19 protein-coding genes are annotated in these 23,993 nt (G+C 71.1%); 12 read left to right on the plus strand and 7 right to left on the minus strand.

Annotated features, from left to right (window positions below):
* Positions 1-54: 54 nt before the first annotated feature.
* The 5 genes from E4F61_RS11055 to E4F61_RS11075 all read left to right on the plus strand — a co-directional run bounded on the left by E4F61_RS11055 (position 55) and on the right by E4F61_RS11075 (position 4,407).
* Positions 55-420 (plus strand): response regulator, encoded by a 366-nt coding sequence (locus E4F61_RS11055; RefSeq protein ID WP_133479720.1) that lies wholly within the window; start codon positions 55-57, stop codon positions 418-420.
* A gap of 19 nt (positions 421-439) precedes the next feature.
* Positions 440-2,410 carry a chemotaxis protein CheA gene (locus E4F61_RS11060; RefSeq protein WP_133479721.1) on the plus strand — a complete coding sequence of 657 codons (1,971 nt, stop codon included), beginning with the start codon at positions 440-442 and terminating at the stop codon, positions 2,408-2,410.
* Positions 2,411-2,429: 19 nt separating this feature from the next.
* Entirely contained in the window at positions 2,430-2,915 is a 486-nt protein-coding gene (locus E4F61_RS11065) for a chemotaxis protein CheW (protein WP_133479722.1), read from the plus strand.
* 196 nt (positions 2,916-3,111) lie between these two features.
* Positions 3,112-3,564 (plus strand): YsnF/AvaK domain-containing protein, encoded by a 453-nt coding sequence (locus tag E4F61_RS11070; protein ID WP_133479723.1) that lies wholly within the window; start codon positions 3,112-3,114, stop codon positions 3,562-3,564.
* Positions 3,565-3,612: 48 nt separating this feature from the next.
* A complete protein-coding gene (locus E4F61_RS11075; RefSeq protein WP_133479724.1) occupies positions 3,613-4,407 on the plus strand; it encodes a YsnF/AvaK domain-containing protein in 795 nt (264 codons plus the stop codon).
* 144 nt (positions 4,408-4,551) lie between these two features.
* Here E4F61_RS11075 and E4F61_RS11080 read toward each other — a convergent pair whose 3' ends face one another.
* The gene (locus E4F61_RS11080) at positions 4,552-4,857 is read right to left on the minus strand and encodes an energy transducer TonB (protein ID WP_133479725.1); all 306 of its coding nucleotides are present in this window, start codon (positions 4,855-4,857) and stop codon (positions 4,552-4,554) included.
* 335 nt (positions 4,858-5,192) lie between these two features.
* Here E4F61_RS11080 and E4F61_RS15035 point away from each other — a divergent pair, with 335 nt between their 5' ends.
* From E4F61_RS15035 to E4F61_RS11115, 7 genes are all read left to right on the plus strand, one after another.
* On the plus strand, positions 5,193-7,790 hold the full coding sequence (locus E4F61_RS15035; protein WP_338016012.1) for a methyl-accepting chemotaxis protein: 2,598 nt from the start codon (positions 5,193-5,195) through the stop codon (positions 7,788-7,790).
* Between the two features lie 211 nt (positions 7,791-8,001).
* A complete protein-coding gene (locus E4F61_RS11090) occupies positions 8,002-10,230 on the plus strand; it encodes a putative bifunctional diguanylate cyclase/phosphodiesterase (protein ID WP_133479726.1) in 2,229 nt (742 codons plus the stop codon).
* Positions 10,223-11,101 carry a CheR family methyltransferase gene (locus tag E4F61_RS11095; protein ID WP_133479727.1) on the plus strand — a complete coding sequence of 293 codons (879 nt, stop codon included), beginning with the start codon at positions 10,223-10,225 and terminating at the stop codon, positions 11,099-11,101. The genes E4F61_RS11090 and E4F61_RS11095 overlap by 8 nt, the downstream gene beginning before the upstream one ends.
* Position 11,102: 1 nt before the next feature.
* On the plus strand, positions 11,103-11,714 hold the full coding sequence (cheD, locus tag E4F61_RS11100) for a chemoreceptor glutamine deamidase CheD (protein ID WP_133479728.1): 612 nt from the start codon (positions 11,103-11,105) through the stop codon (positions 11,712-11,714).
* Positions 11,711-12,763 carry a protein-glutamate methylesterase/protein-glutamine glutaminase gene (locus E4F61_RS11105; protein ID WP_133479729.1) on the plus strand — a complete coding sequence of 351 codons (1,053 nt, stop codon included), beginning with the start codon at positions 11,711-11,713 and terminating at the stop codon, positions 12,761-12,763. Before cheD ends, E4F61_RS11105 begins: the two co-directional genes overlap by 4 nt.
* Positions 12,764-12,890: 127 nt before the next feature.
* Positions 12,891-14,057 (plus strand): methyl-accepting chemotaxis protein, encoded by a 1,167-nt coding sequence (locus E4F61_RS11110; protein WP_133479730.1) that lies wholly within the window; start codon positions 12,891-12,893, stop codon positions 14,055-14,057.
* 81 nt (positions 14,058-14,138) lie between these two features.
* The gene (locus tag E4F61_RS11115; protein ID WP_133479731.1) at positions 14,139-15,347 is read left to right on the plus strand and encodes a sensor histidine kinase; all 1,209 of its coding nucleotides are present in this window, start codon (positions 14,139-14,141) and stop codon (positions 15,345-15,347) included.
* Positions 15,348-15,353: 6 nt separating this feature from the next.
* On the opposite strand, the gene E4F61_RS11120 is transcribed toward E4F61_RS11115, so the two are convergent.
* From E4F61_RS11120 to E4F61_RS11145, 6 genes are all read right to left on the minus strand, one after another.
* Positions 15,354-16,157: a TrmH family RNA methyltransferase gene (locus E4F61_RS11120; RefSeq protein ID WP_133479732.1), complete on the minus strand. Its 804-nt coding sequence runs from the start codon at positions 16,155-16,157 to the stop codon at positions 15,354-15,356.
* Positions 16,158-16,212: 55 nt separating this feature from the next.
* Positions 16,213-17,643, minus strand: coding sequence for a hydroxysqualene dehydroxylase HpnE (gene hpnE / locus E4F61_RS11125; RefSeq protein WP_133479733.1), 1,431 nt, complete (start codon positions 17,641-17,643; stop codon positions 16,213-16,215).
* A 42-nt stretch (positions 17,644-17,685) separates the two neighbouring features.
* The gene (locus E4F61_RS11130; RefSeq protein WP_133479734.1) at positions 17,686-20,808 is read right to left on the minus strand and encodes an efflux RND transporter permease subunit; all 3,123 of its coding nucleotides are present in this window, start codon (positions 20,806-20,808) and stop codon (positions 17,686-17,688) included.
* A gap of 106 nt (positions 20,809-20,914) precedes the next feature.
* Positions 20,915-21,976: an efflux RND transporter periplasmic adaptor subunit gene (locus tag E4F61_RS11135; protein WP_133479735.1), complete on the minus strand. Its 1,062-nt coding sequence runs from the start codon at positions 21,974-21,976 to the stop codon at positions 20,915-20,917.
* A 187-nt stretch (positions 21,977-22,163) separates the two neighbouring features.
* Positions 22,164-23,171: a class I fructose-bisphosphate aldolase gene (locus E4F61_RS11140; protein ID WP_133479736.1), complete on the minus strand. Its 1,008-nt coding sequence runs from the start codon at positions 23,169-23,171 to the stop codon at positions 22,164-22,166.
* Positions 23,172-23,301: 130 nt separating this feature from the next.
* On the minus strand, positions 23,302-23,868 hold the full coding sequence (locus tag E4F61_RS11145; RefSeq protein WP_133479650.1) for an energy transducer TonB: 567 nt from the start codon (positions 23,866-23,868) through the stop codon (positions 23,302-23,304).
* Positions 23,869-23,993 lie beyond the last annotated feature (125 nt).

Consider the following 23,993-nt stretch of genomic DNA (forward strand, 5'->3'; position numbering starts at 1 on the left):
GCGCTCGCGGTGAGCCTGGGCGTCGAACACAACAAGCTGTAAACGGAGATACGCGTGAGCGCGCAACTGCTGATCGTCGACGATTCCACTTCCATGCGGCAGATGGTCGCGTTCGCGCTGTCGTCGGGCGGCTACAACGTGAGCGAGGCCGAGGACGGCCAGGCGGCGCTCGACATCGCCAAGACGCGCCGCTTCGATGCGGTCGTCACCGACGTCAACATGCCGCGCATGGACGGCATCGAGCTGATCAAGAACCTGCGCCAGCTGCCGGATTACCGCTTCACGCCGCTGCTGATGCTCACCACCGAGTCCGGCACCGACAAGAAGCAGGAAGGGCGTGCCGCGGGCGCCACCGGCTGGCTGGTCAAGCCGTTCGACCCGGAGCAGCTGCTGGCGACGGTCCGCAAGGTCCTCGGCTGATCCACGGGAGCGCCGCGCCATGGACATGAGCCGGTTCCACGCGGCCTTCTTCGAGGAGAGCCGCGAAGGCCTCGACACGATGGAGTCGGGCCTGCTCGGCATGGAGGCGGGCCGCGCCGACGCCGACACGATCAACGCGATCTTCCGCGCCGCCCACTCGATCAAGGGCGGCGCCGGCACGTTCGGCTTCCGCTTCATCAGCGACTTCACCCACGTGATGGAGACGCTGCTGGACGAGGCGCGCGCGGGCAAGCGACACCTCGACTCCGCCGCCGTCAGCGTGCTGCTGACCTCGGTCGACGTGCTGCGCGGCATGCTCGACTACGCCGAGAACGGCGGCGCGCTCGACCAGCCCGCGATCGACGCGAGCAAGGCCGAGCTGGACACGCTGCTGACGGGCGCGCCCGCCGCGGCGCCCGCCGCCGCTGCGAAGCCGAAGGCGGACGGGCCCGAGTGCTGGCGCGTGTCGTTCCGCCCGTTCCCGTCGCTGGTCCTCAGCGGCAACGACCCGCTGCGCATGCTGCGCGAGCTCGACGAGCTCGGCGCACGCGACATCACCTGCTTCGACGACACGCTGCCCGCGTTCGCCGCACTCGATCCGGTCAATGCCTACCTCGGCTGGTCGTTCGAGCTGCCGGGCACGGTCAAGCGCGCCGCGATCGACGACGTGTTCGCCTGGGTCGAGGATCAGTGCGACCTCGTCATCGAAGCCATCGAGCCCGAAGCCGCGCCGGAACCCATCGTGGAAACGCCGGTCGCGATCGACGCCGCCGACGCGCACGTGCCCGCCGCCGGCGGCAGCGCGGCCGAGAGCTCGATCCGCGTCGGCGTCAACAAGGTCGATGCGCTGATCAACCTGGTCGGCGAGCTGGTGATCACGCAGGCGATGATCCAGCAGCGCACCGAAAACCTCGACCCCGTGCAGTTCGAAGGGCTGCTGGCCGCGATCGGCCAGCTCGAGCGCAACTCGCGCGACCTGCAGGAAGCAGTGATGAGCGTCCGCATGCTGCCGGTCGACTTCGCCTTCAGCCGCTTCCCGCGCATGGTGCGCGACCTCGCCACGCGCCTGGGCAAGAAGGTGCGGCTGGTGACCAAGGGCGAGCAGACCGAGCTCGACAAGGGCGTGATCGAGAAGATCGTCGACCCGCTCGTGCACCTGATCCGCAACTCGATCGACCACGGCCTCGAGGCGCCCGACGACCGCCGCGCCGCCGGCAAGGACGAGACCGGCACGATCGCGCTGAGCGCGGTGCACCAGGGCGGCCACATCGTCATCGAGGTCACCGACGACGGCCGCGGCCTGAATCGCGAGAAGATCCTCGCGAAGGCGGCCGAGCGGAACCTGCCGGTCGAGGCGAACCCGACCGATGCGCAGGTGTGGGAGCTGATCTTCCACCCCGGCTTCTCCACCGCCGACAAGCTCACCGACGTCTCCGGCCGCGGCGTGGGCATGGACGTGGTGCGCAAGAACATCCAGGCGCTCGGCGGCAGCGTCGACATCCGAAGCGAGACCGGCAAGGGCTCGACGATGGTGATCCGCCTCCCGCTCACCCTCGCGATCCTCGACGGCATGACCGTCGCGGTCGGCGACGAGGTATTCGTGCTGCCGCTCAACATGGTGGTCGAATCGCTGCAGCCGGGCGCCGACGACGTGCGCACGATCGGCGGCGGCGACCGCGTGCTGCGGCTGCGCGAGGACTACATCCCGATGCTCAACCTCGCCGAGCAGTACGGGCTGGGCGTGGGTGCCACGGTGAACGTGCTCGATGCCTCGCCGATCGCCGTCGTGGTGGAGAGCGAGCGCGGCCGCATCGCGCTGGAGGTCGACGAGCTGCTCGGCCAGCAGCAGGTCGTGATCAAGAACCTCGAAACCAACTACCGCAAGGTACCGGGCGTGTCCGGCGCGACGATCCTCGGCGACGGCCGCGTCGCGCTGATCGTCGACGCCGACGGCCTCGCCCAGCACCTGCGACTGAAGGACGCGGCCTGAGCCGCGCCGGAGCCCCACGATGAACACCGAAACCGCCAACGCCGGCATCGCCGACCACGAGTACCTCACGTTCACCCTCGGCGCCGAGGAGTACGGCGTCGATATCCTGAAGGTGCAGGAGATCCGCGGCTACGACCAGGTCACGCGCCTGCCGGGCGCACCGGAATTCGTGAAGGGCGCGATCAACCTGCGCGGCCTGATCGTGCCGGTGGTGGACATGCGACTGAAGTTCAAGCTCTCGCAGGCCACCTACGACGACACCACGGTGATGATCGTGCTGAGCGTCGCCGGACGCACGATCGGCGTGGTGGTCGACGGCGTGTCCGACGTGCTGCGGCTGGATCCTTCGCAGGTGCGCGCCGTGCCCGACCTCGGCTCGGCCATCGATCGTCAGTTCCTCACCGGTCTCGGTGTCGTCGACGAGCGCATGCTGATCCTGCTCGACATCGAGCGGCTGATGACGAGCGAGGAAATGGGCCTGGTCGAGCAGTCGATCGCGGCCTGATCCACGACGTTCGCGCAGCCGCGGGCCGCGACGGCGACGTCGCGGCCCGTTTCATTTGCACGCGCGGCGCCGCGGCGCGCCTGAACCGACACCGGCCGTTGCGACGGCGGCGCCGCATGCGCAGCGGATATTTCGCCATCGATTTACAACCGTCCTGTTGCACTGCACCTCCACTTGCGCAGCAGCGACGGACGCCATGCCGATCTTCCCCCGCTCCCCGACCTTCGACGCACCCGCCGATGCCGCGATGCGGCGCGACGGCATGCAAGGCATCACCCTGCCGGTCGTGCAGGAGGAGCTGTCGGTCGGCAAGCAGCGCGTCGACACCGGCATCGTCCGCGTGCGCACCACCACGAGCGAGCACGAGGAACTCGTGCAGATGCCGCTCGAACGCGAGGACGTGATCGTCGAGCGCGTCGCCATCGGGCGGCCCGTGGATGCGCCGCTCGACGTACGGCAGGAGGGCGACGTCACCATCGTGCCCGTGCACGAGGAGACGATCGTCGTCCATCGCCAGCTGGTGCTGAAGGAAGAACTGCACATCCGGCGCCGCATCGCGACGGTCGACGCGTCGCAGCCCGTGCGGCTGCGGCGGCAGGACGTGAGCATCGAGCACGAATCCCTCGGAGGCGCGGCGCCTCCGCACTGACCGCGCTGGCGACGCGGGCACCCCTCCCCACGCAAGGAGACACCCCTGATGGCCACCACCCTGGTCGGAATGTTCGATTCGCTCGCCGACGCCGAGCGCGCACGCGACCTGCTGCTGCGCGACGGCCTGGACAGCGGCGCGGTCCACCTCACCAACAACGAATCGATGCATGCCCGCTCGACGACCGCCGACACGGGCGAGCATCGGGGCTTCTTCGCGCGACTCTTCGGCCTCGGCGACGACGACACGACGGTCGACACCTACTCCGAGGCGGTGCGCCGCGGCTCGGCTATGCTGACCGTGACATTGCCCGAAGCGGCCGATACCAGCCACGTCGAGACGCTGCTGGAAAGCGCCGGGGCGATCGACGTCGACGAGCGTGCGCGCGGCTGGCAGGCGGACGGTTCGCAGGACCGTCTTGCGGGCGCCGACACGCTGAAGGTCGTCGAGGAACGGCTCGACGTCGGCAAGCGCGTCATCGAACGCGGCGGCGTGCGCGTGCGCCAGTTCGTCACCGAGCGCCCGGTGCGCGAGCAGGTGCAGCTCTGCGAGGAGCGCGCCATCGTCCAGCGTCGGCCCGTCGATCGCGTGCTGAGCCCGGAGGAAGCCGGCTCGCTGGACCTGGGCGACCGCGAGTTCGAGCTGCGCGAGCGCGCGGAAGTGCCGGTGGTCCAGAAGCAGGCGCGCGTGGTCGAGGAGGTCGAGGTCGGCAAGCAGGCGAACGTGCGGACCGAGACGATCGAGGACACGCTGCACCGCACGGACGTCGACGTGGAGCAACTGGCGGCGACGCAGGCGTCGACGCGCCAGGACGGCAGCCTGCGCACCCCGCCGCCGCGCTGATCGCGGCGCCGGGCAACGCAAACGGCCGCCCGAGGGCGGCCGTTTGCGTTGTGGCCGACGCGCATACGCCATCGCGGTCGCCGTCGATGCATCACGGCGGCGGAGCGATGGCGGTCGACGACGCGCGAGGCGTCGCCGTCGCGTTTACAGCGAGAAGTTCAGGCGCACCTTGCCCTTGCCACCGCCCGGCTCGAACTGCCACTGCTTGACCGCGCGCACGGCGGCCTGCTCGAAGGTGCGGGTGGGCTTGGCGCTGACGACGGACACCGCCGCCACCTTGCCGGCCGGGTCGACTTCGAATTCGACGTCGACATAGCCCGTGGTGCCCGCGCGCGCGGCCTCCGGCGGGTACTGCGGCTCCACGCGCTTGACCGGCTTGAGGTCGGCAGCCTGGGCCGGCAACGCGGCGCCGAGCGCCAGCGCGACGGCGAACACGAGGGAACGGATCATGGGGTTTCTCCTGACAACGGTTGCACGGCGCCACGCGGCGCCCTGAGCCCGCCATCGGCCCGGCGCGGGCGATCTTTAGGTGCGGGGGCGCTACGACGTCGGCCGGATCGCGCGTTCATGACCGCCGTCGCAAACCCGCCGCTGCTGCGTGCGCGGGACGAGGGATAGAGGTGGCAGCGCGCGGTCCCGGAAGCCTGACGGCGGTCACTAAAGTTCGATGCGCCCGCGCCGTTGACGCTTTCAGCCGACCCATGAAGGGTCTTCCGCCCGAGGCTGTCATGCGCTCCAACACTTCGTCTCTCGCCGATCGGGCCCTCGCCCCCGCGACGCGACTGATGTCCAAGCTCCGCTTCACGCAGAAGGCCGTGGTGATCGGCGCTTCGTTCGTCCTCACCTGCGCGGTGCTCACGGGCTTCATCGCCACGTCGACCTACCACGGCATGTCGGCGGCGAAGCTCGCGGGCAGCGCCTCGGAGCCGATGCACACGATGAACGACGCGATGCTCGCCATGCAGCAGCACCGCGGTCTCATGCTGCGCCAGATCTACAAGGCGCCGGTTACCGCGGACGCGGTCGCGAAGACGGCGGCGGCCGTGGACAAGGGGCTCGCGTCGGTCGAGGCCTGGCAGAACGACCGCCTCGACGGTGCTCCGCTCGCGAAGCAGATCGGCGCGGTCAAGGCCGCGTGGGCGAAGGCGATGGTCGCTGAGACCGATCCCGCCAAGTCGATCGCCGCGCACAACGAGGCGCTGCGCCAGGCGCGGCTGCTGGTCAAGCAGGTCGACGTCGACAGCGGCATGAGCCTGGTCAGCGACCCCGCCATGTTCTATGCCAGCCGCGCGGTCGCCGACTGGCTGCCGCTGCTCAGCGACGCCAGCTCGCAGTACGGCGCGTCGGCCATCCACGTGCTCGGCGAGCAGTCGATCTGGGCCGACGACCGTGCCGACTTCGCCTCGGCGGGCGACATGGAGCAGTTCCTGATCGACCGCATCCGCCTCGACCTCGAGGAGCTCAAAAAGGCCGATCCGCCGGTCGCGGCGAAGGTGAAGGACCCGCTGGATGCCGCCATCAAGGCGATCCACAACCACAAGGCCTTCGTGCAGAAGAACGTGATCGACGCGGAGACGCAGGACTATCCGATCGCCGCCATGGCCGCGCAGAACGAGGCGATGCGCGCGTCGGTGAAGGTGGCTGCGGACGCCCTTAGCGGGGCGCTCGACAAGGCGGCAACGGACCAGGTCGCGACGCTGCGCAACAAGTCGCTGATCGTCATCGCGATCGTGTTCCTGTCGCTCGGCCTCGCGGCGTACCTGGTCCTCGGCTTCAGCCGCAGCACGCGTAACTCGCTCACGAAGATCAAGAACGCCGCGGAGCTGCTCGCCGCCGGCCAGTTCCCCGACAAGGTGGGCGTGGACAGCCGCGACGAGCTGCGCGTGATCGGCGACGGCATCGAGAACGTGGTGGTGGCGCTGCGCGGCTTCGCGCGCGCCCAGCAGGACATGTTCAACGAGCACCAGGCCGGCAACATCGACCATCGGATCGACGCGGACCAGTTCCCGGGCTCCTACGGCGTGATGGCCGACGACCTCAACACGCTGGTCGCCTCGCACATCGACTCGCAGATGAAGGTCATGGACCTCGTCGCGCAGTACGCCCGCGGCGACCTGTCGCACGACATCGAGCGCTACCCGGGCCAGAAGGCGCGCATCACGCAGGCGATGGACGCGGTCAAGGCCGGCATGCTCCAGGTAACCGGCGAGATCCGCGCGCTGGTCGACGCCGCGAAGGCCGGCGACTTCTCGCAGCGCGGCGACGCCGATGCCTACGAGTTCATCTACGCCGACATGGTGGCCAACCTCAACACGCTGATGCAGAGCGCCGACCACGGCCTGCGCGAGGTCGGTTCGCTGCTCGCCGCGGTCTCCGACGGCGACCTCACGCAGAACGCGGACGAGGCGATGCCGGGCCAGTTCGGCGAGCTCGCGCGCAACGCGAACCGCACGGTGCACCAGCTTTCGGGCATCGTCGGCCAGATCCGCATGGGCAGCCAGCTGATCAACACGGCCGCGGCGGAGATCGCCTCGGGCAACAACGACCTCTCGGCCCGCACCGAGTCGCAGGCCGCATCGCTCGAGGAAACCGCCTCGTCGATGGAAGAACTGACCTCGACGGTGCGCCAGAACGCCGACAACGCGCGCCAGGCCAACCAGCTCGCGATCGGCGCCGCCGACGTGGCGCAGCACGGCGGCCAGGTGGTGAACAAGGTGGTCGACACCATGGGCGCGATCAACGCGGCCAGCCGCAAGATCGTCGACATCATCTCGGTCATCGACGGCATCGCGTTCCAGACCAACATCCTCGCGCTCAACGCGGCGGTGGAAGCCGCGCGCGCCGGCGAGCAGGGCCGCGGCTTCGCGGTCGTGGCCTCGGAAGTGCGCTCGCTCGCGCAGCGTTCGGCGCAGGCGGCGAAGGAGATCAAGGGCCTGATCAACGACTCGGTGGAGAAGGTCGGCGAAGGTACACAGCTGGTCGACCAGGCCGGCCAGACGATGCAGGAGATCGTGACGAGCGTGAAGCGCGTTTCCGACATCATCGCGGACATCTCCGCGGCGTCGCAGGAGCAGACCAGCGGCATCGAGCAGGTCAACCAGGCGATCCTGCAGATGGACGAGTCCACCCAGCAGAACGCGACGCTGGTCGAGGAAGCCTCCGCCGCCGCGCGCTCGCTGGAGCAGCAGGCGGTGCAGCTGGTCGATACCGTCGCGGCATTCCGCCTCGACGCTGCCAGCGCCGAGGTCAGCGCGGCGCTGGCGCGTGCGGTCGAACCGGTGAAGGCGCAGGCGGCGGTGCGACCGGCGGTCGCGGCGGTCGCGACGCCGAAGCCCCGCAAGGCCAAGGCCACCGGAAACGAGCAGCACTGGCAGGAGTTCTGACCGCCCTGCCCGCTCACCCGCGAACGCCGGCCCCGTGCCGGCGTTCGTCGTTGCGGGTTCCGTGACCGGACGCCGTTCGCAGTGTGACGGATGCCGCAACCGGCAGTACGCGCCTGCACGGGCCGCATCAAGTCGACGCGGATATCGCCGATAAACCAACGGCGCAGGTTTCCGTCCACCGGGCGGATCCGCAGCGAATGAAGGATCGACGATGCCGTTCTCTTCCCCCCCGGCGAATGATGTGAGCGAGCGCGGCCTGCGGGTCAGCGACGGGCACGATGCGATCGCCTTCGGCGAGGAGTTCGGCGACCTCGTCGCCCTGGCCGCGCGCGTGGCCGACACCCCGTTCGCGTGGATCGCCTTCGCCGAGGGCGACGCACCGGCCCGCGTGGTCGCGCGCTTCGGCGTCGACGCGGGTCTCGATCCGCAGCTGCTCGCACTGCCCGGCACGCTCGATGCGGAGGTCCCGCGCCTGACCGTCGCCGACGCGCGCGAGGACGCCTGCTTCGCGGGCGCCACGCTCGTGGCCGCCTACCCGGGCATCCGCTTCCTGCACGCGCAGGTGCTGCTCGGCGAGAACGGCAGCGCGATCGGCACGCTGGCCGTCGCCGACCGCCAGCCGCGCCCGTCCTGCGGACGCGACACGCTGCAGGCGCTCGACCGGCTCGCAGCGCTCGGCGAGCGCCTCGTGGAGCGCCACGCGCTGCAACGGCGCAACCGCATCGCGACGCAGATCATGCAGGCCGGCTTCAGCGCGATGATCATCACCGACGAGGACGGCCAGGTCACGCTGGCCAACCGCGCCGCCGAGCTGCTGTTCGGCATGCGCGGCCGACGCATGCGCGGCATGCCGGTCGAGCTGCTGTTCCCGTCGCAGCTGCAGGTCGACCCGGTCGCCGCGAGCGCCTGGCTGCACGCCGCCGACGTGGATGCCGCGCTCGGCCGTGCGCCGCAGGCCCGCCTGCGTGCGTTCGGCCCCAACGGCGACGTGCGCACGCTCGAAGCCTCGCGCTGCACCTGGCAGCTGGGCCGCGGCCAGGGCAAGGCCATCATCCTGCGCGACATCACCGACGATCTCGCGCAGCAGGCCACGCTGCGCCAGCTCGCGCTCTACGATGCGCTCACCGGCCTGCCCAACCGCACCGCGCTGGTGGAAACGCTCACGTCGCACCTGGAAGCCACGGACGCACCGCTGTCACTCGCGCTGCTGGGCATCGACAACTTCAAGACGATCAACGACACGCTCGGCCACGCGGCCGGCGACAGCGTGCTGCAGACCACGGCCTCGCGGCTGCGCCTGGCGCTGCCGGCCAGCGCGCACGTCGGCCGCTTCGGCGGTGACGAATTCGGCGTGCTGTTCGCCGGCATCCCGGACGACGAGGTCGGCGCGCACCTCGACCGCATGCTGCTGGTCGTCGGCGAGCCGATGGACGTCGCCGGCTCGCCGATCCACCTCGAGGCGAGCGTGGGCGTCGCCGTGCGCGCCGAGCTCAATACCGAGGATTCGCTGCCGAGCGCGAGCGAGCTGATCGCACGCGCGGACCTCGCGCTCTACAAGGCCAAGGCGCGCGGCGGTCGCCAGTGGTGCCGCTACGACCTGGGCATGCGCCGCGAGGTGATCGAGCGCCGCATGCTCGAGATCGAGCTGCGCCGCGCGTTCGCCCGCGGCGAGTTCGAGCTGCACTACCAGCCGCAGATCGATCTGGCGAGCGGGCTCACCTTCGGCGCCGAGGCGCTGCTGCGCTGGCGCCATCCCGAGCGCGGCCTGCTGCCGCCCGCCGCGTTCCTCGACGTGCTGGCCGGCAGCGCGCTCGCCAACGACGTCGGCCGCTGGATCATCCGGCAGGCCTGCCGCGACGCCGCGTCGTGGCCCGACGTGGGCGGCCGCCCGGTCGCGATCAGCATCAACCTGTTCCCCGGCCAGGTGCACGAGACCGATCTCGGCGAGGACGTCGACGCGGCGCTGCTCGAGACCGGGCTGGCGCCGGAACGGATCGAGCTGGAGATCACCGAGACCATCGCGCTCAATCCGGACGACAACGCCTCGCGCGCGCTCGCCGCGCTGCGGCGGCGCGGCGTCAAGCTGTCCTTCGACGACTTCGGCACCGGCTTCGCGTCGCTGTCGATGCTGCAGCGGTTCCCGATCGACCGCGTCAAGATCGACCGCTCGTTCGTGCGCGACATGCTCGACAACCGCGGCGACGCGGCGATCGTGCGCTCGATCGTGCTGATCTCGCGCAACATGGAGCTGCACGTCACCGCCGAGGGCGTGGAGAACCACGCGCAGGCCGCGCTGCTGCGCGGGCTCGGCTGCAACGCGGCGCAGGGCTTCCTGTATTCGCCCGCGCTGGCGCCCAGGGCGTTCGACAAGTGGCTCGCGGCACAGGCGTCCGACCCGGTCCGCGCGCCCTGGCTCGCGCCGGAGCCGCAGGATGGCTGAGTCGACCGCGCGGCGACGTACCGACGAACTGCCCGTCGGCGCCGCACTCGAACGCGCATTCGATTTCGACGAGCGCGATTTTTCTCGCATCGCCCGGCTCATCCACCGGCATGCCGGCATCTCGCTCGGCCCGCACAAGCGCGACATGGTCTACAGCCGACTGGTGCGCCGCCTGCGCGCCGGCGGCTTCGAGCGCTTCCGCGATTACCTCGACGCGCTGGAGACCGACGCCGATGCGGACGAATGGCAGGCGTTCGTCAACGCGCTCACGACCAACCTGACCTCGTTCTTCCGCGAGGGCTACCATTTCGACGCGCTGGTCGCGCAGATGCGCGCGCTCGCGCCGACCGCGAACGCGCCGTTGCGCATCTGGTGCGCCGCGGCGTCGACGGGCGAGGAAGCGTGGTCGCTCGCCATTACCGCCTGCGAGGCGTTCGGCACGCACGCGCCGCCGGTGCGCATCCTCGCCAGCGACATCGACACGCAGGTGCTGGAGACGGCCGAACGCGGCGTCTACGCGATCGAGCGCATCGCCGCGCTGTCGGACGAGCGCAGGCAGGCGTTTTTCCTGCGTGGCGCCGGACCGAACGCGGGACAGTGCCGCGTCAAGCCCGCCCTGCGCGAGCTCGTCGAGTTCCGTCCGGTGAACCTGCTCGACGCGTCGTACCCCGTCGCGCCGGGGCTGGCGGCGATCTTCTGCCGCAACGTGATGATCTATTTCGACAAGCCGACGCAGTACCGGGTGCTGCAGCGCATGCGCCCGCTGCTCGCCGCCGAGGGCCGCCTGTACGCCGGGCATTCGGAGAGCTTCAACCACGCGGCCGACCTGTTCACGCCGTGCGGCCGCACGATCTACCAGCCCAAGCGCTGACATGGCCGCCGCGCTCGCCATCGCCGATCCCGGCACCTACTTCGACGAGGCGCTGCAGACGCATGCGTTCCGGCTCCTGCCGGCCGACTACCGCGTCACCGACCAGCCGATCGCGCTGGTGACGCTGCTGGGTTCGTGCGTAGCGGCGTGCATCTACGACCCGGCGATCGGCGTCGGCGGCATGAACCACTTCATGCTGCCCGACACCGAGCCCGCGGCGATGGCCGCCAAGTCCGACGGCAGCGCGCGCTATGGCGCGCACGCGATGGAACTGCTGATCAACGACCTGCTCAAGCGCGGCGCGCGGCGAGGTCGCCTGCAGGCCAAGGTGTTCGGCGGCGGCAACGTGCTGCGCGGCTTCACCAGCGACCCGATCGGCACGCGCAATGCGCGCTTCGTGCTGGACTACCTCGGCAATGAAGGCATCCCGGTGCTGGCGCAGGACCTCGGCGACGTGCATCCGCGCAAGGTCTGCTTCTTCGCGCAGACCGGCCGCGTGCTGGTGCGCCACCTGCCGGTCACGCGCGACGAGGAAATCGTGCGCGCCGAGCGTGCGCTGTACGGTCGCCTGTCGCATACGCCGGTCGCCGGCAGCGTGGAACTGTTCTCATGACCGCCGCTTCCGACGGGCGCCCGGTCCGGGTGCTCGTCGTCGACGATTCGGCGCTGATCCGCCAGCTGATGACCGAGCTGCTCGCCGCCGACCCGGGGATCCAGGTCGTGGGCGCGGCCGCCGACCCGTTCATCGCGCGGGAGAAGATCAAGCAGCTCCAGCCCGACGTGCTCACGCTCGACATCGAGATGCCGCGCATGGACGGGCTGACCTTCCTGCAGAACCTGATGCGCCTGCGCCCGATGCCGGTGGTGATGGTCTCGTCGCTCACCGAGGCCGGCGCGTCGGTCACGCTCGACGCGCTCGCGCTCGGCGCCGTCGACTTCGTGACCAAGCCCGGGCTCGACGTCGCGCGCGGCATGGCCGAGTACGCCACGCTGCTGCAGGCCAAGGTCAAGGCCGCGGCGAACGCGCGCGTGGCGCGCCGCGAGGTCCGGGCGGCGTCGGCGACGCCGTCGGCGATGAGCTATCGCACCACCGACCGACTGATCGCGATCGGCGCGTCCACCGGCGGCACCGAGGCGATCCGCGAGGTGATGTCGTCGATGCCCGCCGACGCGCCCGCCTTGGTCATCGCGCAGCACATCCCCGCGCAGTTCAGCCGCCCGTTCGCCGAGCGCCTCGACCGGCACAGCCGGATGACCGTAATCGAGGCCGAGGATGGCCGGCAGATCCTGCCAGGCCATGCCTACGTCGCGCCCGGCGGCCGCCACCTGCGCGTGCAGCGCAGCGGCGCGCGCTGGGTCTGCCGGCTCGGCGACGACGCGCCCGTAAACGGTCATCGCCCGAGCGTGGACGTGCTGTTCGAATCGGTCGCGGCCCAGGCCGGGCGCAACGCGAGCGCGGCGCTGCTCACCGGCATGGGCGAGGACGGCGCCCGCGGGCTGCTTGCCCTGCGCGATGCCGGCGCGACCACGCTCGCGCAGGACGCGGCGACCTGCGTCGTCTGGGGCATGCCGGGCGCCGCCGTGGCGCGCGGCGCCGCGCAGCAGGTGGTGCCGCTGCAGGACGTCGCGACACGGTTGCTCGTGGGCACCGATCGCGACTGATCGGGGCGTGCGCGAGGCCTGCAGCGCGCGAAAAACCGCGTATCCATGCACCAAACCGGGACGCGCACCGCTAAAGCAGCGCCCGGCGATGCCGTTATCGCCATTGAACCTCCGCAAGAGAGCCGCGATGGACTCCCGCGTACTAATCCGAATCGCAGCGCCCGTAGCGCTCACCCTGCTCGTCATGCTCGCCGTCGGGCTCGACTGGCCCGTCGCGGTCAAATGGGGCGCGATGGTGGCGATGAGCGCCGCCTGGCTCGCCTTCGCCTGGTCCGTCAGCCACACCGGGGGCAAGCAGGTCTCGATGGTGCGCGAGCAGATGCGCGTGCTCGACGAGCTGCGCACCTTCGTGTCGACCGAGATCAACGGCAGCAAGCACGAGCTCGACCGCACCAAGGACCTGATCCGCGAGGCCGTGGCCAAGCTGGGCACGAGCTTCGAGGCGGTGAACCGCAAGTCGCGCGAGCAGAACCAGGTGGTGGGACGCCTGATCGATCGTGCCGACGGCAACAGCGGCGTCGACGTGCAGCGCTTCGCGCTTCAGGCCAGCCAGCAGATGGAACAGCTCGTGGAAGCGCTCGAAGCCGTGAGCGGCCAGAGCAGCCACACCGTCACGCACATCGACGCGATGGCCGGGCACCTCGACGGCATCTTCGCGCTGCTGGAAGACGTCAAGTCGATCGCCGACCAGACCAACCTGCTCGCGCTCAACGCCGCCATCGAGGCCGCGCGCGCCGGCGAGGCCGGTCGCGGCTTCGCGGTCGTCGCCGACGAGGTGCGCAACCTGTCCGAGCGCAGCACCGCGTTCAACGAGCAGATCCGCAAGCTCGCCTTCAGCTCGAAGGACGCGATCCACAAGGTGCGCGAGACCGTCACCACGATGGCGTCGCGCGACATCGACCGCGCCCGCTCGGCGCGCGGCGAAGCCGCCGCGATGCTCGACCGCGTCGAGGTGATCAACCGCTCGCTCGGCAATGGCATGCGCGAGATCTCCGAATGCGGCCGCGCGATCGACGGCTCCGTCGCCGAAGCCGTGCGCTCGCTGCAGTTCGAGGACATCGCGACGCAGGCACTGGGCGCGGCCAACGTGCACCTCGAGCGGCTCGCATCGATCAACCGCGAGGCGGTCGCGCTGCAGGAACTGCTGCACCGCCCGCACCACGACGTCGAAGTGCAGCGCGCGCTCGGGCAGATCGCCCAGCGCATCGCCGGCATGCGCGGCGAATGGGAACGCCCGCCGCACAAGCCGGTGATGCAGCAGTCGATGGACGCCGGCAGCATCGAGCTGTTCTGATCGCGATCCCCGCGGGGCCGCGTGCCGGCGACGGTGCGCGGCCCCGTTTCGTTTTGCGCGGCCCGCGCGCACACTCGCCGCATGTCGATGGACGACCGCGACTCCCGCGCCGATGCACGCACCACGGCGCTCCTGCTCCTCGCGGTCGCGCTGATCGCGGCCGGCGTGCCGTACGGCCTGTCCCTCGGCCTGCGCGCCGGGGCCACCGTGGTGGTCGCCGTGCTGGCGGCCGCCGCCTTCGCCGCGGCGGCGGTGCGCCGGGCCCGCCACGCCGCCGCACCGGCCGATGCCTTGCCCGATCTGGTGCCGCGGCTTCCCGGCGCGTTGCTGGTCGTCATCGACGGCCACGTACATGACGCCAACGGCCCCGCCCGCCGTCTGCTGGGCGGGACGGCAGCTTCGATCGACGGTCTCGATGCCGCCACGCTGTTCCAGGGCGAGCGCGCCGACGCCCTGCTGCAGGCATCGGGCGACGTGTCCGCCGACGTCGAGCTCCGGCGCGTGGACGGCCGGCGCACGCCGGTGCACGTGGCCGCGCGCGGCATCGGCGACGCGCGCGTCCTGCTGGTCACGGACCTCGGGCCGCGCGATGCGCTCGCCGCGCGCGTCGACCGCCAGCGCGCGGAGCTGGAGACGCTCGCGCGCCGCCTGATGACCGTGCAGGAGGACGAACGCGCCTCGCTCTCGCGCGAACTGCACGACGACATCGGCCAGGCGATCACCACGATCAAGCTCTGCGCCGCCGCGCTGTGGCACGAGCCGGAGCCTCCGCGCGCGGCCATCGTGCAGGAGACGGCGCGCGAGATCGCCGCCATCGCCGACCAGACCGTGGTCAAGCTGCGCGACCTCTCGCTGCTGCTGCGTCCGCCGCAGCTCGACGCGCTCGGCCTGGAGGCGGCGCTGCGCTGGCAGGCCAATGCCCTGTTCCGGGCCGACTACCCCAAGCTCGAACTGGACATCCCGGCGCTGGAGTGCCGCCCGCCGCGCGACGTCGAACTCGCGTGCTTCCGCATCGCGCAGGAGGCGATGACGAACGTCCTGCGGCATGCGCGCGCCGGTCGCGTCGCCCTGCAGCTCGAGTGCGACGACGTGGAGCTGCGCCTGCGCATCGAGGACGACGGTTGCGGCATCTCGCCCGACCACCGCGCCGGGCTCGGCCTGATCACCATGCGCGAACGCGCACGGCAGCTGGGCGGCGCGTTGCGCCTCGACAGCCGGCCGGGCCTGACCTGCATCGAGGCGACGCTCCCGCTGGCACCGTCGCTCGGCGCGGCAGCGCCGACGGGTTGACCGGAATCAGCGCGTGCGCCGGCGCCACTCGGCCAGCATCACCGCGGTCGCGGCGGCCACGTTGAGGCTTTCCACCGCGCCGCTGCCGGGAATCGACAGGCGCAGGTCGCAGGCCTTCGCGAACGCGCGGTCCATGCCCTCGCCTTCCGCGCCCATGACGTAGACCAGGCGCGAGGGCAGCGCGCAGTCGAAGAGGTCGTCGCCGTCCTCCACCACCGTGGCGGCGAGGCGGAAGCCCGCGCCGTGCAGCTGCGCGATCGAATTGTCGGCGCGACCCAGCCGCACCAGCGGCACCGCTTCCGCGCCGCCCTCGGCCACGCGCGCGGCGGCGCCCGAGAGCGCGAGCGTCGAATCCTTCGGCAGCAGGATCGCCGCGATGCCGAAATGCGCGGCCGAGCGCAGGATCGCGCCGAAGTTGTGCGGGTTGCCGACGCCGTCGAGCCAGAGCGCGCATTGCGGACCGGCGGGAAGGTCGCGCAGCCACGTCGACAGCGGCATCGGCGCCTCGCGCAGCACGTCGGCGACCACGCCCTCGTGGTGCGAGCCGGCGGCGAGCTTCTGCAGGTCGGGCGCGTCGACCACGCGGTAGCCGACGCGGTTCGCCACGCACCAGCGCAGCAACGGCTGCAGGTCGGGAATGCGGGCTTCGGCGAGGTAGAGCTTGCGGATCGCGTCGGGGCGCCGCGCGAACACCGCGCGCACCGCGTTGAGGCCGTACAGGCGCAGTTCGTCGCGGGGCTGGACGCCGGTCGGCGCGTCGCCGCGGGAGGGTGCCGGCGGGCGGCCCCAGGGGCCGGAAGGGCGGTTCATGGCATCGACCACGCGGAACGGGCCTGCATTGTCTCCGATGGGCCGTCGCGTGCGGTCATGGCATGCGGCCGCGGCCCGCGAGCGCGAACAGGCCCTCGACCCGCGGCAGCGGCTTCACGATCGTCCGCGGCCGGCCCAGCGAGGTGCAGACCGCCTCGGCTGCGAGCGCCGCCGCGCGCGCCGCGCTCTCCATCGACACGGGCAGCCCCGTCTGCAGCCAGTCGCCGGCCAGCACAAGCCCGTCGATGGGCGTGACCGCCACGGGCCGCATCGCCTCGCTGCCCGGAAACGGCGCCGGGATCGCCATCGGGATCCGGTGGACCGCCGCGTGCACGAGGCGCGCGTGCGCGGCTTCCGGCACGTGCAGGCAAAGTTCCCGCCGCGTCGCCTCGATGATCGCCGCATCGTCGAGCGGAGGCAGGCGATCGCTGTAGATGATGTTCGCCGCGATCACGGAGCGCCGGTCCACGAGGTCGTCGCGGATGTGCGCGAGGTCGTAGAAGTCGTAGTTGAGGCGATCCGGCGCCCACACGTTCGACCAGAACCGCGCCGGACCAAGCACGCGGTCGAACCAGAGGTACGTGCTGACGTACGGGCTCGGCGCGAAATCGCGCAGGCGCGCGAACGGCGGATGCGAGGCCTCGCAGCCCGGCGGCAGCAGGTCGGCGAGTTCGGCCGGCGGCACGGCGGCGACGCAGGCGCGTGCGCGGATCTCCGTGCCGTCGTGCAGGCGCAGTCCCGTCGCGCGGTCGCCATCGATCCGCAGCGACGCGGCCTGTGTCGAAGTGCGCACGCGGCCGCCGGCCGCTTCGATGGCGCGCACCGCCTGCGGCACGTACAGATCGCCCAGCCCGACCCGCGCGAAGCCGACGCGATAACTGCCCACGCCCATCAGGTAGCGGAACAGCTGAAGCAGCGCGGCCGCCGAGCACGCGTTCAGCGGCACGTTCATCACCGTCATCGCGGCGGTGCGCCAGAACCAGTCGACGTAACGCGGCGAGACGCCGTCGGCGCGCAGCAGCGCCTCCGCGGTGGTGCCGTCCAGCGCCTGCAGCGCCTGCGGCGTGAGCCGCGCGATGCGCCACATGAGGCGCGCGTTCGAGAGCGTGTCGCGCAGCGACAGCTGCGGGATCGCGAGCATGCTGGGCAGCATGTGCAGCGGCGGCGGCAGGCGCCCGACGCGCACCGCGACCGGCGCATGCGGCGGGTCCACGAGGGTCAGGAAGCGCTCGCGCTGCCAGCGCACCTGCGACGCGGTGCCGAGCCGCTCGAGCCACGCCAGCATGTTGCGGTACTCGGACAGCAGGATGTGCGGCCCGATGTCGACGCGATCGCCCGTGGTCGCGTCGGTCCAGCTGCGCGCACGCCCGCCGGGCGTGTCGGCGGCCTCGAGCACCAGGACGCGGAAACCCGCATCCGACAGCGCGACACCGCAGGCGAGCCCCGCGATGCCGGCGCCCACGATCGCAACGTCGACGTTCTCCATGCCCACAGCCTCGCCGCGGCCGCGTGGCCGCCGCGTGTCGGCTCAGGCGTGGCCGCCCACCTGCGGCGTCGTCGCCTCCAGTGCCTGCAGCTCGTGCGACACCGCATCCGGGGAGCGCGTGTACTTGGCCAGCAGCACGTAGAACGCGGGCACGACGAACAGCGAGAGCAGCGTCGAGAACGACACGCCGAAGATCACGACGACGCCGATCGCCGCACGGCTCGCCGAACCGGGGCCGCCCGCGAGCACCAGCGGCACGGCGCCGACCACGGTCGCGATCGAGGTCATGAGGATGGGCCGCAGTCGCACGCTCGCGCTCTCGACGATCGCCTGGTGGATCGTGCGGCCTTCGTCGCGGAGCTGGTTGGCGAACTCGACGATCAGGATGCCGTTCTTCGCCGCCAGGCCCACCAGCATCACGATGCCGATCTGGCTGAAGAGATTCAGCGTGCCGTGCGTGATCCAGATGCCCAGCAGCGCGCCGAGCACGCCCAGCGGCACCGTCAGCATGATCACCAGCGGGTGGATGAAGCTCTCGAACTGCGCCGCCAGCACGAGGAACACCACCAGCAGCGCGAGCGCGAAGGTCAGCACGACGGCCCCGCCCGCCTGCTGGTATTCACGCGATTCGCCCTTCCAGTCGATCTGCGCCTGCTCCGGCAACTCGTCCTTCACCGCCTGCTCGAGGAACGCGATCGCATCGCCCATGCGGTAGCCCGGCGTGAGGCCGGCGCTCAGCGTGATCGCGCGCAGGCGGTTGAAGCGGTTGAGGCTGCCGGCCTCGGCCACTTCCTTCAGCGTGACGAGGTTGGACAGCGGCACCAGCCCGTCGCGGCCGCGCACCTGGATCGCCTCGAGGTCGGCCGGCGACGCGCGCGTGGTGCGGTCGCCCTGCACCATCACGTCGTAGTCCTCACCGTTGCGCACGAACGTGGTGACGCGACGGCCGCCCATCATCGTCTCGAGCGTGTGGCCGATCTCGGTCACGCTGACGCCGAGGTCGGCGGCGCGCGCGCGGTCGATCTCCACGTGCATCTGCGGGCGCGTTTCCTTGTAGTCCGAATCCACGCCGAAGAAGCCGGGGTTCTGCTCCATGCGCGCCTGCAGCGCATCGCGCCACTTCACCAGGTCGGCGTAGTCCGGGCCGCCCAGCACGATGTTGATCGGCTGCCCGCGCGAGCGCACGAGCCCGCCGCTGACCTGCGCCGCCACCTTCACCCCCGGCAACCGGCCGAACTCCTTCTTCAGGCTGTCGGCGACGTCGGCGGTGCTGTGTTCACGCTTGTCCCAGTCCTGCAGGAACACCGCGATGCGGCCGGTGTGCATCTCTTCGCTCGCGCCGAAACCGCCGGGCACGCGCGGGTTGTAGCGCTGGATCTCCTTACCCTCGCCCGTGTGCGAGGCGATGATCTTCTCGACCTGCTGCACCTGCCCGACCGTGTAGTCGAACCCGGCGCCTTCCGGACCGGTGATCGCCACCTGGAAGAAGCCGCGGTCCTCCGCGGGCGCCAGCTCGCTCGGTACCACCTTGAACAGCACGAAGCTCGCCGCGAGCGCCGCGACCATCACCAGCGCGAACATCCACGGCCGCTCCACGGTGCGGTCGAGGAAGCGCCGGTAGCGCGCACTCGTCGATTCCAGCCGCGCGCTCACCCAGCGCGTCGCCGGGTTGGCCTTCTCCTCGTTGTGCGGCCGCACGAGCTTCGAGGACATCATCGGCGTCAGCGTCAGCGCGACGAAGGCCGACAACGCCACCGCGCCGGCGAGCGCGACCGACAGCTCGCGGAACAGGCGGCCGGTATTGCCCTGCATGAAGCCGATCGGCAGGAACACCGAGACCAGCACGGCGGTGGTCGCGATGACCGCGAACGCGACCTGCTTGGTGCCGCGCGCGGCGGCGACCAGCCGCGGCTCGCCGAGGTCCGCGCGGCGCTGGATGTTCTCGAGCACGACGATGGCGTCGTCGACCACCAGCCCGATGCATAGCACCAGCGCGAGCAGCGTCAGCAGGTTGATCGAGTAGCCGAAGGCGTAGAGCGGAATGAACGCGGCCACCAGGCAGACGGGCACCGTCACCGCCGGGATCAGCGCGGCGCGGAAGCTGCCGAGGAACAGCCAGATCACCACCAGCACGAGGACGATCGCCTCGATCAGCGTGTGGTAGACGCGCTCGACCGCCGCGTCGATGAACGTGGTGGTGTCGAAGGCGACGAAGATGTCCGTGCCCTGCGGCAGCGTCGGCTGGATCTCGGTGATCGCCGCACGCGCCGCGCGTGCGACGTCGAGCGAATTGGCCGTCGACGTCTTCACGATGCCGAGGCCGATGTTGTTCTCGCCGTTGCTGCGGTAATAGGCGCGGCGCTCGGCGGTGGTCAGCTCGACCTTGGCCACGTCGCCCAGCCGCACCACGTAGCCGTCGTCGCCCTTCTTCAGCGGGATCTGGGCGAAATCGACCGGCTTCTGGTAATTGCGCGCCACGCGCAGGGTGAAGTCGCGCGTCTGCGATTCGATGCGTCCCGCCGGCAGCTCGACGGTCTCGGCGCGCAGCGCGCCCTCGATGTCGTCGACGGTGACGCCGCGCGCGGCCATCGCGTCGCGATCGAGCCAGACGCGCATGGCGTAGCGCTGCTCGCCGCCGATGCGGACCTGCGCGACGCCTTCGACGGACGCCAGCCGGTCCTTGATGTAGCGGTCCGCGTAGTCCGACAGCTGCAGCGTGTCCATCGTCTTGCTGCTCATGTTGAGCCAGATGATGGGATCGGCGTCGCTCTCCACCTTCGCGATCTCGGGCGCGTCGGCCTCGTCGGGCAGGCGGTCGACCACGCGGCTCACCGCATCGCGCACGTCGTTGGCGGCCGACTCGATGTCGCGCGACAGGGTGAACTCCACCGAGATCGACGAGCGCCCGTTGACACTGCGCGATTCGATGGACTCCACGCCCTCGATGCCCGACAGCGCGTCCTCCAGCACCTGCGTGATGCGCGTCTCGACCACGCCGGCGGACGCGCCGGGGTAGCTCACGTTCACCGACACGACCGGCGGGTCGATCGCCGGCAGCTCGCGCAGCGTGAGCCGGCTGAAGGCCATCACGCCGAGGGTGATGAGCAGCAGGCTCATCACGGTCGCGAACACGGGGCGGCGGATCGAGAGGTCGGACAGGTTCATCGCATCGGGCTCCGGCGCCGGCGGCGCGGGCGGGGTCGATCGGGTGCGCCGTCCGTGGCGGCCGCGCGAAGCGGCGTGTGCGGCGGGCGGCGTCCGCCCGCGGGCGTCATGCGGAGCGGCCGCGCGGCGCCTTGCCGGCGTCGACGACCTTCGCGCCGGGCTTCAGCTTGCCGGTGCCGTCGACCACGATCGTGTCGCCCGCCGCGAGGCCGGACAGCACTTCGACGCGGCCGTCGCGGCGCGTGCCCAGGCTGACGTCGGCGCGCTCGGCCTTGCCGTCCCGCACGCGGAACACGTACGACTCGGCGCCGACCTGCACCACCGCGATTTCCGGCACCAGCAGCGCCGGACGCTCGGCGCGCGCGATGTCGACCGTGAGCAGCATGCCGGGCTTGAGCGCGCGGTCGGCGTTCGGGAATTTGCCGCGGACCGTGAGCGCGCGCGTCGCGGGGTCGATGCGTGCGTCGACGGTGGCCACGGTGCCTTCGAAGCGCCGGTCCGGGTAGGCCGCGGCCGTACCCGCGACGCGCGCGCCGGGACCGACCTGCGAGAGCCGGGTCTCGGGCACGGGGAAGTCGACGAACACGGTGGAAAGATCGTCGAGCGTGGTGATGACGGTGCCCGGCGTGACGAGCGAACCGGGACTCACCTGCCGCAGCCCGAGCACGCCGCCGAACGGCGCGCGGATCACCCGGTCCGCCAGTTGCGCGCGGACCTGCGCCACCCGCGCCGCGGCGGCATCGCGCGTCGCCCGCTGCGTGTCGAGCTGCGAGCGCGCGATGAGCTGCTGCGCGGCGAGTTCGGACTGGCGGCGATACAGCTTCTCCGCCTCGCTCGCGGCCGCCTGTGCCTCGCCCAGCTGCGCCTGCTCGGCCTGCCCGCTCAGCGTGACGAGCGGCGCGCCGGCACGCACCGTGTCGCCGCTGTCGAAATGCACCGACTGCACCTTCTCGGACACGCTCGCAGTGACCGTCACGGACTCCCGCGCACGCACGGTACCGAGCGCCTGGAGGGTGTCGGCGAACGGCTGGGGCCGCACCACCTGCGTGGTGACGGTGACGGGGCGGTCGTCACCGCCCTTGCCCTTGCCGGGACCGGCGGCGGGTTTGCCGCAGCCCGCCAGGACGGCGGCGATGGCGAGGAAAGCGAACGCGCGGATCGGTCGCATGCGGCTCGGGACTGCGGGGGAACCGGGGATTCTAGCCAGCCCGCTCGTGACGGCCCGTGTCATCGGTACTGGACCGTGTGACGCCGATCGGGCCTCACCGTTGCATCCGTGGTGTCAACGCGCGAAGCGGCCGCCAACGAAAACGCCGGCCCGAAGGCCGGCGTTCCGTGGTGACGCGGGGTGATGATCAGGCGCCCTGCCACTGCCCCATGGCGGCCAGGCCGTTGTCGCGCGCCCGCGCGAACACCGTTTCCTGCGCCTTGGCGTAGTTGCCCTGCATGTCCTGCGCCCAGAGCTTCAGCGCGGCCTGCTGCATCGCGCGGCCGTAGGAGAACGACAGCGGCCACGGCAGCTGCCCCACCTGGTTCATGGCGTTGAGGTGCGCGGTCGCGTCGGCATCGGACTGGCCGCCCGACAGGAATACGATGCCCGGCAGGGTCGCCGGCACGGTCGACTTCAGGCAGCGCAGCGTGGCCGCAGCGACTTCCTCGATCGAGGCCTTCTCGGGCGACTCGGTGCCGTGGATGACCATCGAGGCCTTCAGGATCGTGCCCTCGAGCATCACGTTCTGCTCGTACAGCGCGCCGAACAGAGAGCGCAGGACGACTTCCGTGACCTCGTAGCAGGTGTCGATGTCGTGGCTGCCGTCCATGATCACTTCCGGCTCGACCATCGGCACGAGGCCCTGCTCCTGGCAGAGCGCGGCGTAGCGCGCCAGCGCGTGGCTGTTGGCCTCGATCGCGGTGCCCGTCGGGATGTCGTCGCCGATGTTGATGACCGCGCGCCACTTGGCGAAGCGCGCGCCGAGGCGGTAGTACTCCTCGAGGCGGCCGCGCAGGCCGTCGAGGCCTTCGGTCACCACCTCGCCCGGGAAGCCGGCCAGCGGCTGCGGGCCCTTGTCGACCTTGATGCCCGGGATGATCCCGTTCGCGGCCATGAGCTGGGTGAACGGCGTGCCGTCCTTGGTCGACTGGCGGATCGTCTCGTCGTACAGGATCGCGCCCGAGATGTACTGGCCCAGGTTCGGCGTGGAGAGCAGCAGCTCGCGATAGGCCCGGCGGTTCTCTTCGGTGTTCTCGATCCCGACGCCCGCGAAGCGCTTGGCGATGGTGTTCGTCGACTCGTCGATCGCGATGATGCCCTTGCCCGGGGCGACCATCGCCTGGGCGGTTTCGGCAAGCTGTTCGATGCTCATTCGGGGTCCTTGGCGCGCTGGAATCGGGGGCCGGCATTATACCGGCCGGGCTGCATACGATTTCAGCGGCGGGCGGCCGCCCGCCGAAGCGCCACGGGCTCGCGCGGCCCGTGGCCGCGAGCGGCGCCCCCTACTTGATGAAGGCGCTGGGCTGGCGCTCGTTCTGGGGCGCCGTCCAGTAGCGGCTCTTCGCTTCGTAGAGATCCCGGAGCGCGCGATCCCAGTTCTTGCCCTTGTCGAGCGCACGGGCCAGGTCGCCATTGCCGCAGCGCTGCGCGGAGCCGGTGCCGCCGTCGTCGAACTGCACCGTGGTCGCGGTGAGCGTGCGGCGCGCCTCGCCCTTGGACTGGTACCGCCACTGTGCGACGGCGCCGGCCGCGGCCTGCGCGAACCGCTCGATCGCCTGCCGCCGCGCGACGGGCGAGCGCGCACTCGCATCGGCCTCCAGCGTCCGGAACCCCGAGGTGCTGCCGTCCGGCTCCACCATGTAGGCGAGCGTCACGCAGCCGGTCACCTTCCGCGCGGCCAGGTCCGGCGGGTAGGTCACTGCCGAAGCGGGATCGACCGGCGACCAGTAGCTGCCGAGCGCGTCGGGACCGGCGATGCGGATGTCTTTCGACGGGTCCGCGCCTTCGGCCGCGAGCACGGACGAGGCGGGTAGTGCGAGTGCAAGTGCGATAACGAATATACGTTTCATGATCCCGCCTCACGGGCTAAGCACCGATGCGCGCGGATGCGGATCGGGCAGTGATGGGCCTGCGCCGGTTCGTGCTTCAGGACGCCGGACCGCCGGAAACCCGAGGTGACGCCCGAACGGCGGCG

Origin of the sequence: Cognatilysobacter segetis (assembly GCF_004359965.1) — a bacterium.
Lineage (GTDB): Bacteria > Pseudomonadota > Gammaproteobacteria > Xanthomonadales > Xanthomonadaceae > Cognatilysobacter > Cognatilysobacter segetis.